The 13,897-nt window shown below is 59.9% G+C and carries 12 protein-coding genes; 7 read left to right on the forward strand and 5 right to left on the reverse strand.

The features are described 5' to 3' along the window. Positions 1-140: 140 nt before the first annotated feature. Both AO064_RS22870 and AO064_RS22875 read right to left on the reverse strand, forming a co-directional pair. Complete coding sequence (locus AO064_RS22870; protein WP_064054746.1) at positions 141-1,742, reverse strand: ABC transporter substrate-binding protein; 1,602 nt, start codon at positions 1,740-1,742, stop codon at positions 141-143. 90 nt (positions 1,743-1,832) lie between these two features. Further along, entirely contained in the window at positions 1,833-2,546 is a 714-nt protein-coding gene (locus AO064_RS22875; RefSeq protein WP_064054747.1) for an SIMPL domain-containing protein, read from the reverse strand. Positions 2,547-2,750: 204 nt separating this feature from the next. Here AO064_RS22875 and AO064_RS22880 point away from each other — a divergent pair, with 204 nt between their 5' ends. From AO064_RS22880 to AO064_RS22890, 3 genes are all read left to right on the forward strand, one after another. Next, positions 2,751-4,013: an ATP-binding protein gene (locus AO064_RS22880; protein WP_012722195.1), complete on the forward strand. Its 1,263-nt coding sequence runs from the start codon at positions 2,751-2,753 to the stop codon at positions 4,011-4,013. Beyond that, positions 4,006-4,566: a response regulator transcription factor gene (locus tag AO064_RS22885; RefSeq protein ID WP_003171731.1), complete on the forward strand. Its 561-nt coding sequence runs from the start codon at positions 4,006-4,008 to the stop codon at positions 4,564-4,566. The genes AO064_RS22880 and AO064_RS22885 overlap by 8 nt, the downstream gene beginning before the upstream one ends. A gap of 97 nt (positions 4,567-4,663) precedes the next feature. Further along, entirely contained in the window at positions 4,664-6,388 is a 1,725-nt protein-coding gene (locus AO064_RS22890; protein WP_064054748.1) for an ABC transporter ATP-binding protein/permease, read from the forward strand. A 124-nt stretch (positions 6,389-6,512) separates the two neighbouring features. On the opposite strand, the gene AO064_RS22895 is transcribed toward AO064_RS22890, so the two are convergent. After that, complete coding sequence (locus AO064_RS22895) at positions 6,513-6,950, reverse strand: Z-ring associated ZapG family protein (protein ID WP_003171734.1); 438 nt, start codon at positions 6,948-6,950, stop codon at positions 6,513-6,515. Positions 6,951-7,097: 147 nt separating this feature from the next. On the opposite strand from AO064_RS22895, the gene AO064_RS22900 reads away from it, so the two are divergent. From AO064_RS22900 to zapE, 3 genes are all read left to right on the forward strand, one after another. Further along, positions 7,098-7,727 (forward strand): alpha/beta hydrolase, encoded by a 630-nt coding sequence (locus AO064_RS22900; protein ID WP_064054749.1) that lies wholly within the window; start codon positions 7,098-7,100, stop codon positions 7,725-7,727. A 24-nt stretch (positions 7,728-7,751) separates the two neighbouring features. Continuing rightward, complete coding sequence (locus AO064_RS22905; RefSeq protein ID WP_012722198.1) at positions 7,752-9,107, forward strand: tryptophan--tRNA ligase; 1,356 nt, start codon at positions 7,752-7,754, stop codon at positions 9,105-9,107. A gap of 78 nt (positions 9,108-9,185) precedes the next feature. Next, a complete protein-coding gene (gene zapE / locus AO064_RS22910; RefSeq protein ID WP_012722199.1) occupies positions 9,186-10,280 on the forward strand; it encodes a cell division protein ZapE in 1,095 nt (364 codons plus the stop codon). Positions 10,281-10,409: 129 nt separating this feature from the next. On the opposite strand, the gene AO064_RS22915 is transcribed toward zapE, so the two are convergent. Next, on the reverse strand, positions 10,410-11,330 hold the full coding sequence (locus AO064_RS22915) for a GlxA family transcriptional regulator (protein ID WP_183143933.1): 921 nt from the start codon (positions 11,328-11,330) through the stop codon (positions 10,410-10,412). A 220-nt stretch (positions 11,331-11,550) separates the two neighbouring features. On the opposite strand from AO064_RS22915, the gene AO064_RS22920 reads away from it, so the two are divergent. Beyond that, positions 11,551-12,687: an acyl-CoA dehydrogenase family protein gene (locus AO064_RS22920; RefSeq protein WP_012722201.1), complete on the forward strand. Its 1,137-nt coding sequence runs from the start codon at positions 11,551-11,553 to the stop codon at positions 12,685-12,687. A 106-nt stretch (positions 12,688-12,793) separates the two neighbouring features. Here the strand turns inward: AO064_RS22920 and AO064_RS22925 are convergent, their stop codons facing one another. After that, entirely contained in the window at positions 12,794-13,834 is a 1,041-nt protein-coding gene (locus AO064_RS22925; RefSeq protein ID WP_064054751.1) for an NADP(H)-dependent aldo-keto reductase, read from the reverse strand. Positions 13,835-13,897 lie beyond the last annotated feature (63 nt).

Consider the following 13,897-nt stretch of genomic DNA (forward strand, 5'->3'; position numbering starts at 1 on the left):
CAGTGGTACGAACGTACAGGAATGTCGCAATTATGAAAGTTTGTACATATTTGCGCATATTTTGAGGGTTTTTTCGGTGCGTGAGCTGCACCAAAAAAGACCAACCGAGGCGTCTGGCGCACTCGGTTGGCGCACGGCTGTTACTTATCTAGACTCACGCCATAGAACGGCGTCAGCCCGAAAGGGCTGATCTTGAAGTCTTGGACTTCCTTGCGCAGCGGTTGGAAAACCGTCGAGTTCGCAATAGGCGTTATAGGTACTTGTTCCTTAAGGATTTTTTGTGCCTGTTGATACCACTTGATGCGCTGCTCGCGGTCGTTGCTGACTTTGGCTTGCTGCACCAGTTTGTCGTAGGCCGGGTTACACCATTTGGCGTAGTTGCTGCCCTTGACCGCGGCACAACTGTAGAGCACGCCGAGCCAGTTATCCGGGTCGCCGTTGTCGCCAGTCCAGCCATAAATCATCGCGTCGTGCTCACCGTTTTTGGCGCGCTTGATGTATTCGCCCCACTCATAGCTGACGATGTTGGCCTTGATGCCGATCTTTGCCCAATCCTGCTGGATCATTTGTGCCGACATCCGCGCGTTCGGGTTGGAAGCACGCTGTACGGTCATCGCCCACAAGTTGATGGTGGTACCTGGTGCAACCCCTGCTTCTTTTAGTAGCGCCTTGGCCTTTGCCGGGTCGTGGGGAGCGTCCTTGATACTGGGGTCATAAGACCACTGGGCAGGCGGCAGCGCGTTCTGCGCCAATTGCCCGGCGCTCTGGTACACCGCCTTGATGATCGCCGGCTTATCGATGGCCATGTCCAGCGCCTGGCGCACCTTGAGCTGGTCCAGCGGCGGGTGGGTCACGTTGTAGGCCAGGAAGCCCAGGTTGAACCCGGCTTGCTGCAGCACGCGCAAGTTCGGGTCTTGTTTCATCACTTCAATGTCGGCAGGGCGCGGGTAACCGCTGACCTGGCATTCGCCGGCCTTGAGCTTCTGCAGGCGCGACGCGGCATCCGGGGTGATGGCGAACACCAAGTTGTCGAGCTTCACATCCTCGGGTTTCCAATATTGCTTGTTGGCCACGTAGCGGATCTGCGAGTCCTTCTGGTAACGCTTGAACACAAACGGGCCGGTGCCCACCGGTTTTTGATTGATGTCGGAAGCGTTGCCTTGCTTGAGCAGTTGGGCGGCGTATTCGGCGGACTGCACCGAGGCAAAGCTCATGGCCAGGTTCTGCACGAACGAAGCGTCGACGTTGTTCAGGTTGAAACGCACGGTGTGCTCGTCGAGTTTTTCGACGTTTTTGATCGTGGTGTTCAACCCCATGTCGGTGAAGTACGGCGACTCGGACGGGTAGGCCTTGCGGAATGGGCTATCGGCATCCAGCAGACGGTTGAAGGTAAACAGCACATCATCCGCGTTGAAGTCGCGAGTAGGGGTGAAGAAATCAGTGGTGTGGAACTTGACGCCATCCCGCAGGTGGAAGGTGTAGGTCAGGCCGTCTTTGGAGATATCCCAACGGGTCGCCAGGCCAGGTTCGACTTCGGTGCCGCCGCGCTTGAACTGGGTCAGGCGGTTGAACACGGTTTCGGCGGAAGCGTCAAAGTCGGTGCCGCTGGTGTACTGGCTGGGGTCGAAACCGGCGGGGCTGGCTTCGGAGCAGTAGACCAGGGTGCTGGCCGCTTGGGCCAGTGGCATAAAGGCCAGCAGGCCTGCGGCGAGGATGAGCGGTTTTAAGGCAATTCTTTCCATGGAGACCCCTGAAATGGCAGGCATATATAAGCTGCCCAAACGAAAACGGCGCTACCGAGGGTAACGCCGTTCAGGCCAATCAGGTAGGGGTCACTGCATCTGCACTTCGATCACGCCATCAGCACTCATGCTTACCTGGCTGGTGCCGGCCTCGACTTCAGGCGTCGGTGCCGAATCTGCCATGGCTGCTTTCATCATCATGCCGCCACGGGCGTAAGGCATCGGGTAGCCGTTGGTGTTGAAGTTCAGGTTCACGATCTTGTAACCCTTGCCGCCCAACGCATCGGTGGCCAGTTGCGCGCGTGCTTTAAACGCGGCGACGGCGTCCTTGAGCAGCGCATCTTCGCTGGACTTGCGCGTGGTGTCGGCGATGGCGAAGTCCATGTTTTCCATTTTCAGGCTGTTCAACAGTTCGCCGGTGAGTTTGGACAGCGCCGGGAAGTCTGCGCTTTCCAGGCGCAGTTCGGCGCGTTCACGCCAGCCGGTGATCTTCTGGTTCTTGTTGTCGTAGATCGGGTAGCTGTTACGGCTGCCCTGGCGCAGTGTCACGCCTTTGACTTCGCGGGCTTCACCGAGGGCCTTGTTCAGGGTGTTGGTGATTTCGGCGGCAAGCTTGGCCGGGTCGCTGTTCTGGGATTCGGTGTAGAGGGTCACGATCATCTTGTCGCGGGCCACCTCCTGGCTGACCTCGGCGCGCAGGGAAATCTGGTTGTAATGCAGCTCATCGGCGGCCAGGGCTGGAAGGCTGGCCAGGGCGCCGACGCTGAGCGTGATGACGGCTGCACTGCGAGTGAAACGAGACATGGAAGCTCCTTGGGATGTGCGTGTTGGGTATGACTGTAGACGGTGGCAGTGGGTTCTTCGGGTTTACACATTAGCTACACATGTGGCGATGCCGACGAACGGTCATTTGCCCAGGCTGCGGCAAAGAGCCACACGCGCCGTGCCAGGCGGCCTGCTTCGTTTATACTCCTGCCGATCCGCCTGCAGCGCTCATCGGGAGAGCTCATGCTCGCCGCCGTAAAACTGACTTCCGCCACCCGCCAGAACCTCTGGCGCCTGACGTTCATCCGTACCCTGGTACTGGCCGCACAGGCCGGCTCCGTCGGGCTCGCCTATTGGTTCGACCTGTTGCCGCTGCCGTGGCTGCAATTGGGCGTGACCCTGGGTTTCTCCATCGTGCTCTGTGTGTTTACCGCCATCCGGTTGCGCACCACGTGGCCGGTGACCGAGCTGGAATACGCCCTGCAATTGGCGTGCGACCTGTTTATCCACAGTGTGTTGTTGTATTTCTCCGGTGGTTCCACCAATCCGTTTGTTTCTTATTACCTGGTGCCACTGACCATCGCCGCCGTGACCCTGCCGTGGCGCTATTCGGTGGTGCTGTCGGGCATCGCGTTGACGCTGTACACCTTGCTGTTGGCGCGCTTCTATCCGCTGCAAACGTTCCCGATCGCGCGGGAAAACCTGCAGATCTACGGGATGTGGTTGAGCTTTGCGCTGTCCGCTGCGGTCATTACGTTCTTCGCGGCCCGCATGGCCGAAGAACTGCGCCGCCAGGAAGAACTGCGCGCCATTCGCCGTGAAGAAGGCTTGCGCGACCAGCAGCTGTTGGCCGTTGCCACCCAGGCCGCCGGCGCCGCCCATGAGCTGGGCACACCCTTGGCCACCATGAGCGTGCTGCTCAACGAAATGACCCAGGACCATCACGACCCGGCATTGCAAGAAGATCTCGGCGTGTTGCGTGAGCAGGTCAAGCAGTGCAAGCAGACCCTTCAGCAGTTGGTGCGCGCCGCCGAAGCCAATCGCCGCCTGGCGGTGGAGATGCAGGACGTGACCCAGTGGCTCGATGAAGCCCTGAACCGCTGGCACTTGATGCGCCCCGAAGCCAGTTACCGTTTTCATCTATTAGGGCAAGGCACCGTGCCGCGCATGGCGCCGCCACCGGACTTGACCCAGGCCCTGCTCAACTTGCTGAACAATGCCGCCGACGCCTGCCCCGAAGGCCTGGGCGTTCAACTGGACTGGGACCTGGAAAACGTCACCATCAGTATTCGTGACCACGGCGCGGGCGTGCCGCTGGCCATTGCCGAACAGATCGGCAAACCGTTCTTTACCACCAAGGGCAAAGGCTTCGGCCTCGGTCTTTTTTTGAGCAAGGCCAGCGTGACCCGCGCCGGTGGCTCAGTAAAACTCTATAGTCATGAGGAAGGCGGCACGCTCACCGAGCTGCGCCTGCCCCGTGTCGCACGAGGAGATATCGATGAGTGACGAGATCCAAGTCGAAGGCGAAGAACTGCCGCACCTGCTGCTGGTAGATGACGACGCCACCTTTACCCGCGTGATGGCGCGCGCCATGAGCCGTCGCGGTTTTCGCGTGAGCACCGCCGGCTCCGCCGAAGAAGGGCTCACCATCGCCCAGGCCGATCTGCCGGACTACGCTGCGCTCGACCTGAAAATGGACGGCGACTCCGGCCTGGTGCTGCTGCCCAAGCTGCTGGAGCTCGACCCGGAAATGCGCGTGGTGATCCTCACCGGTTACTCCAGCATTGCCACCGCTGTCGAGGCGATCAAGCGCGGCGCCTGCAACTACCTGTGCAAGCCGGCAGACGCCGACGACGTGCTGGCCGCGTTGCTGTCCGAGCATGCCGACCTTGACACCCTGGTGCCGGAAAACCCGATGTCGGTGGACCGCCTGCAGTGGGAGCACATCCAGCGCGTGCTGACCGAGCACGAAGGCAATATCTCCGCCACCGCGCGGGCCTTGGGTATGCACCGTCGCACCCTGCAACGCAAGCTGCAGAAACGTCCGGTACGACGCTGAACCTAAGCTGAACAACCTGCTTCAGGCCGCGCGAAACGCTGAACCGATCACCTATGATCGGTTCAAACGGCTGCCTTCTTCCCTACGAGCCTGAACGATGAATCCGAACGCTGAGTACTCCGCGGTCAATGACGCTGTGCGTGGGCAATTCTTTCGCCGAACCTGGGCGATGATCACGCCTTATTGGCGAAGTGAAGAGAAGGGCAAAGCCTGGTTGCTGTTGGCCGCGGTGATCGGCCTGTCGCTGTTCAGCGTGGCAATTTCCGTATGGCTCAACCACTGGTACAAGGACTTCTACAACGCCCTGGAAAAAAAGGACACCGCCGCCTTCTGGCAACAGATCGGCTATTTTTGCGCGATCGCAGCGGTGGCTATTCTCGGCGCGGTATACCGCCTTTACCTGACTCAGATGCTGACCATTCGCTGGCGGGCGTGGCTCACCGAAAAGCACTTTGCGCGCTGGCTCGGCAACAAAAACTACTATCAGTTGGAGCAGGGCGGCTATACCGATAACCCGGACCAACGTATCTCCGAAGACCTCAATAGTTTTACCTCGAACACGCTGAGTCTAGGTCTTGGGCTGCTGCGCAATGTGGTCAGCCTGGTGTCGTTTTCCGTCATCCTGTGGGGCGTGTCGGGCAGCATTGACGTGTTCGGTATCACCATCCCCGGCTACATGTTCTGGTGCGCATTGGTCTACGCCGGCGTGGGCAGTTGGTTGACCCACCTGATCGGTCGCCGGTTGATCGGCTTGAGCAACCAACAACAACGTTTCGAAGCGGACCTGCGTTTCTCCATGGTGCGGGTGCGGGAGAATGCCGAGAGCATCGCCTTGTACAACGGCGAGGCTAACGAAAACCAGCGCTTGAGCACGCGATTCGGCAAAGTCTGGCATAACTTCTGGGACATCATGAAGGTGTCCAAGCGCCTGACATTCTTTACCGCCGGCTATGAACAGATTGCGATCGTGTTTGCCTTTGTGGTCGCCGCGCCCCGCTACTTTGCCGGGAAGATCGAGCTGGGTGAGCTGATGCAAATCAACTCGGCGTTTGGCAACGTGCAAGGCAACTTCAGCTGGTTTATCAGCGCTTATGCCGACCTGGCCGGTTGGCGGGCGACCAGCGACCGTCTCTTGAGCTTTCAGCAGGCCATGGATGAAAACGAGCAACGCCCGGCCGCTATTGAGGTGCACGCGGAAGGCGAGCGCCTGGTGGTGCAAGGGTTGGGCATGAACCTGGCCGATGGCCGCCACCTGCTCACCGACGCTAACATGATCGTCGAGCCCGGTCAGCGCGTCATGCTCAGCGGCCGTTCCGGCAGCGGCAAAAGTACCTTGCTGCGCGCCATGGGCCATCTCTGGCCTGCGGGTCACGGCAGCATTCGCCTACCGGCCAAGCGTTACCTGTTCCTGCCACAGAAGCCCTACTTGCCGATTGGCACGTTGAAGGCGGTGTTGAGTTATCCACAGGACGACAGCGTCTACTCGGCAGAACGTTATGCACAGGTCCTGGAAACTTGCCGCCTGCCGCACCTGGTGGGGCGCCTGGATGAAGCCAATCACTGGCAGCGCATGCTCTCGCCGGGTGAGCAGCAACGCCTGGCCTTTGCCCGCGCGTTGTTGTTCGCACCGCAATGGCTGTACATGGACGAAGCGACGTCAGCGATGGATGAAGAGGACGAGGCGACGCTGTACCAGGCGCTGATTGATGAGCTGCCGGGTCTGAGCATCGTCAGCGTGGGTCATCGCAGCAGCCTCAAACGCTTCCATGGTAGGCATGTGCGGATCGAGGGTGGCTGGTTGCAGGAGCAACCACTGGCTTAAGGTCGCGTGCAGCCAGTGTGGGAGCACGTCCACAGTGGATCTACCCTGTTCTGGAGAACGAGCGTGCACAAAAAAGCCCGGCTGATCATCGATCAACCGGGCTTTTTAATTGCCTGAAGAGGACTTACTTCTTCAAGCCGTAATGCTCATCCAGCATGCCTGGGGCGTTCGGCGTCTTTGGCGCGTAGTCCCGTGGTGGCTCCTGGTTTTCCCGTGGCGGGGTCAGGCGTTCCCGTGGGGTTTGCGGTGCATCGGAATGCAACGCGGCCAGCAGACGCTGACGGGTGATGTCGTCGAGGGCCAGGCGGTTAGCGCCATCGGCGAGGTGATCCTGTACTTCCTGGTAGCTCTGGGTGAGCTTCTTGACCAGGGTCGCGGTGCTGTTGAAGTGGGTAACAACCTCGTTCTGATAACTGTCAAAACGTTCCTGAATGTCATCCAGCTGACGCTGCGTGCGGTTAGGCGCGGCATTCGGCAGCAAGCGAGCAACCAGGAATCCAATGGCGACACCGGCAACCAGGGCAAGAGTCGGCAACAACCAAACTAAGAGCGAGTGTTCCACGAGTCCTTCCTCTATAAACGGCTTTGCTTTACGTTAACGGCTCGGACCTGCGCTGTATACCGCGATTAAGCTCGCAATGATGCCATGCACAGACTTTTAGCTAGACGAGTCGACCCTTTGAGAGGTCACGGAGTTCATTCCTTGCTCATGCGTGAAACCCCCGTTTTGATCGATGGCCCGGTAGGCCAATTGGAAGCCCTGTACCTGGATCACCCCGAGCCACGTGGCCTGGCGCTGATCTGCCACCCTAACCCGGTGCAGGGTGGGACCATGCTCAATAAAGTTGTATCGACCCTGCAACGTACCGCCCGCGATGCCGGTTTGATTACCTTGCGTTTCAATTACCGTGGCGTCGGCGCCAGTGCCGGCACGCACGATATGAGCACCGGTGAAGTGGACGATGCCGAAGCGGTCGCCACGTGGCTGCGGGAAAAACATCCTGATCTGCCGATCACCCTGCTTGGGTTTTCCTTCGGCGGCTACGTGGCTGCCAGCCTTGGCGGGCGCCTGGAAGCCAAGGGTGAAAAACTCGCGCACCTGTTCATGGTCGCCGCTGCGGTGATGCGCCTGCGCGATACCGACACGCTTCCCCAAGGCTGCCCGCTGACCTTGATCCAGCCGGAAACCGACGAAGTGGTGGACCCGCAAGTGGTCTACGACTGGTCCGCCGCCCTGAAACGCCCCCATGAGCTGCTGAAAGTGGCAGAATGCGGACACTTTTTTCACGGCAAGCTGACCGATCTCAAGGATCTGGTGCTGCCGCGTCTCTCGAATTGATAGCAGTCTGATAAGCGATTACCCATGACGACTCGTACCCGTATCCTCACCGGCATCACCACCACCGGCACGCCGCACCTGGGCAACTACGCCGGTGCGATCCGCCCGGCAATCCTGGCCAGCCAGGACGCGAATGCCGACTCGTTCTACTTCCTGGCCGACTACCACGCCCTGATCAAATGCGATGACCCGCAGCGTATCCAGCGCTCGCGTATGGAAATCGCTGCGACCTGGCTGGCCGGTGGCCTGGACGTGAACCGGGTGACGTTCTATCGGCAGTCGGACATCCCGGAAATCCCCGAGCTGACCTGGCTGCTGACCTGCGTGGCCGCCAAGGGCCTGCTCAACCGTGCCCACGCCTACAAAGCCTCGGTGGACAAGAACGTGGAAACCGGCGAAGACCCGGACGCGGGCATCACCATGGGCCTGTACAGCTACCCGGTGCTAATGGCGGCGGACATCCTGATGTTCAACGCGCACAAAGTGCCGGTGGGTCGCGACCAGATCCAACACGTGGAAATGGCCCGTGACATTGGCCAGCGCTTCAACCACCTGTTCGGCAACGGCAAAGAATTCTTCACCATGCCCGAGGCGTTGATCGAAGAAAGCGTCGCCACTTTGCCGGGCCTGGATGGCCGCAAGATGTCGAAGAGCTACGACAACACCATCCCGTTGTTCACCAGCGCCAAGGACATGAAGGACGCCATCTCGCGGATCGTTACCGACTCCCGCGCGCCTGGCGAAGCCAAGGACCCGGACAATTCGCACCTGTTCACCCTGTACCAGGCGTTTGCCAGCAAGGCCCAGGAAGAAGAGTTCCGCGCCGAGCTGCTGCAAGGGCTGGGTTGGGGCGAGGCGAAAAGCCGTCTGTTCCAACTGCTGGATGGCCAACTGGGCGAAGCCCGTGAACGCTACCATCAACTGATGTCACGCCCATCTGACATGGAAGACCTGCTGCTGGTCGGTGCCAAGAAGGCCCGTGCCGTGGCGGCACCGTTCCTGGCTGAACTGCGTGAAGCGGTGGGCCTGCGTTCGTTCGTCAACCAGGCTGCGGCGCCGGTTGCGGCCAAGAAGAAAGCGGCGAAAGCCGCACGTTTCGTGAGCTTTCGCGAAGACGATGGCAGCTTCCGCTTCCGCCTGCTGGCGGCGGATGGTGAGCAACTGCTGCTGTCGCGCCACTTTGCCGATGGCAAGGCGGCGGGCGTGGTGACCAAGCAGCTGCAGAGCGGTGACGCTTTGGACGTACGCACTGAGGCCCTGGGCTTCAGCGTATGGCTGGACGGTTCCGCCGTGGCAGACAGCGCCGAGTTCGCCGACGAAGCATCCCGTGATGCCGCCATCGAAGCCTTGCGCGTTGCGTTGACCCCCCTTGAGGATTAACCCGACCAAGGGTTGATTGCCATTATCCAGGGCCGTCGTTACAGTGACGGCCCGTTTTTGTTGCCTTGCTAACGAATTATGACGCCCTTAGAACGATATCAAGCTGATCTGAAACGCCCTGAATTCTTCCATGACGCAGCCCAGGAAACGGCGGTGCGTCATTTGCAGCGCCTGTACGACGACTTGGTCGCGGCCTCGCAGAGCAAGCCAGGCATGTTCAGCAAGCTGTTTGGCAAGAAAGACCACACGCCGGTCAAAGGCTTGTACTTCTGGGGCGGCGTCGGCCGCGGCAAGACTTACCTGGTCGACACCTTCTTTGAAGCGCTGCCGTTCAAGGAAAAGGTGCGCACGCACTTCCACCGCTTCATGAAGCGCGTGCACGAAGAGATGAAGACCCTGCCGGGCGAGAAAAACCCGCTGACCATCATCGCCAAGCGTTTCTCCGATGAAGCGCGAGTGATCTGCTTCGATGAGTTCTTCGTCTCCGACATCACCGATGCCATGATCCTCGGCACCCTGATGGAAGAACTGTTCAAGAACGGCGTGACCCTGGTCGCCACCTCGAACATCGTACCCGACGGCTTGTACAAGGACGGCCTGCAACGCGCGCGCTTCCTGCCGGCCATCGCGCTGATCAAGCAGAACACCGAGATCGTCAACGTCGACAGCGGCGTCGACTATCGCCTGCGTCACCTGGAGCAAGCGGAGCTGTTCCACTTTCCGCTGAATGAGGCGGCCCACGAAAGCCTGAAAAAGAGCTTCCGCGCCCTCACGCCGGAATGCACCCAGGCGGTGGAAAACGACAAGCTGATGATCGAGAACCGCGAAATCATCGCGCTGCGCACCTGTGATGACGTGGCCTGGTTCGAGTTCCGCCAACTGTGCGACGGCCCGCGTAGCCAGAACGACTACATCGAACTGGGCAAGATCTTCCACGCAGTGATCCTGAGCGGCGTGGAGCAGATGAGCGTTACCACCGACGACATCGCGCGACGTTTCATCAACATGGTCGACGAGTTCTACGACCGTAACGTCAAGCTGATCATCTCGGCGGAAGTCGAGCTCAAGGACCTGTACACCGGCGGCCGCCTGAACTTCGAGTTCCAGCGCACGTTGAGCCGTTTGCTGGAGATGCAGTCCCACGAGTTCCTGTCGCGTGGACACAAGCCTTAAGAGCGCTACAGATATAAATGTGGGAGGGGGCTTGCTCCCGATAGCAGTGTGTCAGTCAGCACATCTGGCACTGACACGCCGCTATCGGGAGCAAGCCCCCTCCCACATTTTTACCGCGTTTAACCTGGCTTAAGCCGCCTGCTGAAACTGCTGCCGGTACTGGTTAGGCGACAACTCCGTGTGCTGCCTGAACAGCCGCGCAAAGAAGCTCGCATCGTCATACCCCACCTCATAACTGATGGTCTTGATGCTCTTGCGGCTGCCCGAGAGCAAGCCCTTGGCCGTTTCGATGCGCAGGCGTTGCAGATAATGCAATGGCTTATCACCGGTGGCGGTCTGGAAGCGGCGCATGAAGTTGCGGATGCTCATGCCGTGTTCCCTGGCCACGTCTTCGAAGCGGAACTTGTCGGCGAAGTGCTCTTCGAGCCAGTGCTGGATCTGCAGGATAATCACATCCTGATGCAGCTTCTGCCCGCCAAACCCAATGCGTCCAGGTGAATAGCTGCGCTGCACTTCGTAGAGAATGTCGCGGGCCACGGCCTGGGCAATGTTGGCGCCGCAGAAACGTTCGATCAGGTAGATGTAGAGGTCGCACGCCGACGTGGTGCCGCCGGCGCAATACAGGTTGTCGGCGTCGGTGAGGTGCTTGTCCTGGTTGAGCTGCACCTGGGGAAAGCGTTCGCTGAAGGCGTTGAAGAAGCGCCAGTAGGTGGTCGCCTCCTTGCCGTCGAGCAGGCCGGCTTCGGCCAGCCAGAACACCCCGGTGGCTTCGCCGCATAACACCGCACCGCGTGCGTGCTGTTCGCGCAACCACGGCAGCACCTGCGGGTAGCGCGTGCACAAGGCGTCGAAGTCATCCCAGAAGGCCGGCAACACGATGATGTCGGCGTCTTCCAGGCCGCCATCCACCGGCATGATTACATCACTGAAGCTGCACACCGATTGCCCGTCGGGGCTGACCAGGCGTGTTTCGAATGCCGGGGTGAGGCCCAGGCCTTGTTGCTTGCCGTAACGCAGGCTGGCGAGGTGGAAGAAATCCTTGGCTTGCATGAGGGTTGAAGCAAATACCCGATCAATGGCCAAAATGCTGACGCGCCGCAACGGCGTGGAGATTTGGTTAGACATAATTTCATTTATTCTTATAGGGGAAAGTGGTCACCAGACGGCTGGATCGTCTTATTTTTTGTCGCATGTGTCCAGTGTCCTGTGATGCCTTCGGGGCATAGTCTCTGTGGGCTCGTCTTTGTCCGACAATCCACGCAGGTGACCCATGATTCCCAGAACCTTGTTCAGTCCGGAACACGAACTCTTCCGCGAGAGCGTGCGCACTTTCCTGGAAAAAGACGCCGCGCCGTTCCACGGGCAATGGGAGAAACAGGGCTATATCGACCGCAGTTTGTGGAGCAAGGCGGGGGAGGCGGGCATGTTGTGCTCCCACCTGCCGGAAGCCTATGGCGGGCTCGGTGCGGACTTTCTGTACAGCGCGGTGGTGATCGAAGAGATCAGCCGGCTGGGCCTGACCGGCATTGGTTTTTCCCTGCACTCGGACATTGTTGCGCCGTACATCCTGCATTACGGCAGTGAGGCGCTGAAGCACAAATACCTGCCCAAGCTAATCTCCGGCGAGATGGTCACGGCCATTGCCATGACCGAGCCGGGAGCCGGTTCCGATCTGCAAGGGGTCAAGACCACGGCGGTACTGGACGGCGATGAGTATGTGATCAATGGCTCCAAGACGTTTATCACCAACGGCTACCTGGCCGAGTTGGTGATCGTGGTGGCCAAGACCGATCCCAAGGCGGGCGCCAAGGGCACCAGCCTGTTCCTGGTAGAGGCCGACACGCCGGGCTTCGACAAGGGCAAGCGCCTGGAGAAGGTGGGTATGAAGGCCCAGGACACCTCGGAGCTGTTCTTTCAGGATGTACGGGTGCCCAAGGAAAACCTGCTGGGCCAGGCGGGGATGGGGTTTGCCTATTTGATGCAGGAGTTGCCCCAGGAGCGCCTGACGGTGGCGATCGGCGCGTTGTCATCAGCCGAGGCGGCGCTGGCGTGGACCCTGGAATACACCCGCGAGCGCAAGGCGTTCGGCAAGGCGATTGCCGACTTCCAGAACACTCGCTTCAAGTTGGCGGAGATGGCCACCGAGATTCAGATCGGTCGGGTGTTCGTCGACAAGTGCATGGCGTTGCACCTGGAGGGCAAGCTGGACGTGCCCACGGCGGCGATGGCCAAGTACTGGGCCACGGACCTGCAGTGCAAGGTGCTCGACGAGTGTGTGCAGTTGCACGGCGGCTACGGCTTCATGTGGGAATACCCGATTGCGCGGGCGTGGGCGGATGCGCGAGTGCAGCGGATTTATGCGGGGACCAATGAAATCATGAAGGAGATTATTGCGCGGGCGCTTTGATTTTTTGCGGGTCTTGAGTGCGTCATCGGGGGCAAGCCCCCTCCCACACTGGCATGCATTCCAAGTGTGGGAGGGTTCTACACCCCGATAACGGTCTAGAGGTCAATCAAGGCGCAGGATTCGGATGATCCTTCTGAATCGCCTCAATCCCTTCCAGCACTTCCTTCGACAGCTTCAGGTCAGCACTGGCGATGTTGCTATCCAGTTGCTCCAGTGACGTTGCGCCAATAATGTTGCTGGTCACGAACGGCTGTTGTGTCACAAACGCCAATGCCATCTGCGCCGGGTCCAGGCCGTGCTCGCGCGCCAGTGCCACGTAACGGCTGCACGCCGCCTCCGACTGCGGGTTGAAGTAGCGGCTGAAACGGCTGTACTCGGTCAGGCGTGCCTTGGCCGGGCGTGCGCCCCCTTCGTACTTGCCGCTGAGCATGCCGAATGCCAGGGGCGAATACGCCAGCAGGCCGCATTGCTCACGAATCGCAATTTCCGCCAGGCCCACTTCAAAACTGCGGTTGAGCAGGTTGTAGGGGTTCTGGATCGACACCGCGCGGGACCAGCCACGGGCTTCGGCCAGGGCCAGGAATTTCATGGTGCCCCACGGGGTCTCGTTGGACAGGCCGATATGGCGGATCTTGCCGGCCTTCACTTGCTCATCCAGTGCTTCGAGGGTTTCCTCCAGCGGAGTGAGGTCGTCTTCGTCCTTGTGCTTGTAGCTCAGTTGACCGAAAAAGTTGGTGCTGCGCTCCGGCCAGTGCAACTGGTAGAGGTCGATCCAGTCGGTTTGCAGGCGTTTTAGGCTGGCATCCAGGGCTTCGACGATGTGTTTGCGGTTGTGGCGCAGGTGACCATCGCGGATGTAGTCGATGGTGTTGCCGGGGCCGGCGATCTTGCTGGCGAGGATCCAGTCGGCGCGGTCGCCACGGCTTTTGAAGTAATTGCCGATATAACGTTCGGTGGTGGCGTAGGTGTCGGCCTTGGGCGGCACTGGGTACATTTCCGCGGTATCGAGGAAGTTGATGCCGGCGGCCTTGGCCCGTTCGATCTGTGCGAAGGCCTCTGCCTCGCTGTTCTGCTCGCCCCAGGTCATGGTGCCCAAGGCGATCGCGCTCACGTTCAGATCGGTGCGGCCCAGCTGTCGATAATCCATCGGGTACTCCTTCGGGGAAAACAATCATAAAAGCAGGTTGAATTTTTTTTCGCAATCTGCATA

It is taken from the genome of Pseudomonas marginalis, from assembly GCF_001645105.1.
GTDB lineage: Bacteria > Pseudomonadota > Gammaproteobacteria > Pseudomonadales > Pseudomonadaceae > Aquipseudomonas > Aquipseudomonas petroselini.

Coding starts and splice junctions, on each gene's coding strand:
- AO064_RS22870 (WP_064054746.1), bottom strand. CDS start 1,742: ATGGAAAGAATTGCCTTAAAACCGCTCATCCTCGCCGCAGGCCTGCTG.
- AO064_RS22875 (WP_064054747.1), bottom strand. CDS start 2,546: ATGTCTCGTTTCACTCGCAGTGCAGCCGTCATCACGCTCAGCGTCGGC.
- AO064_RS22880 (WP_012722195.1), top strand. CDS start 2,751: ATGCTCGCCGCCGTAAAACTGACTTCCGCCACCCGCCAGAACCTCTGG.
- AO064_RS22885 (WP_003171731.1), top strand. CDS start 4,006: ATGAGTGACGAGATCCAAGTCGAAGGCGAAGAACTGCCGCACCTGCTG.
- AO064_RS22890 (WP_064054748.1), top strand. CDS start 4,664: ATGAATCCGAACGCTGAGTACTCCGCGGTCAATGACGCTGTGCGTGGG.
- AO064_RS22900 (WP_064054749.1), top strand. CDS start 7,098: ATGCGTGAAACCCCCGTTTTGATCGATGGCCCGGTAGGCCAATTGGAA.
- AO064_RS22905 (WP_012722198.1), top strand. CDS start 7,752: ATGACGACTCGTACCCGTATCCTCACCGGCATCACCACCACCGGCACG.
- zapE (WP_012722199.1), top strand. CDS start 9,186: ATGACGCCCTTAGAACGATATCAAGCTGATCTGAAACGCCCTGAATTC.
- AO064_RS22915 (WP_183143933.1), bottom strand. CDS start 11,330: ATGCAAGCCAAGGATTTCTTCCACCTCGCCAGCCTGCGTTACGGCAAG.
- AO064_RS22920 (WP_012722201.1), top strand. CDS start 11,551: ATGATTCCCAGAACCTTGTTCAGTCCGGAACACGAACTCTTCCGCGAG.
- AO064_RS22925 (WP_064054751.1), bottom strand. CDS start 13,834: ATGGATTATCGACAGCTGGGCCGCACCGATCTGAACGTGAGCGCGATC.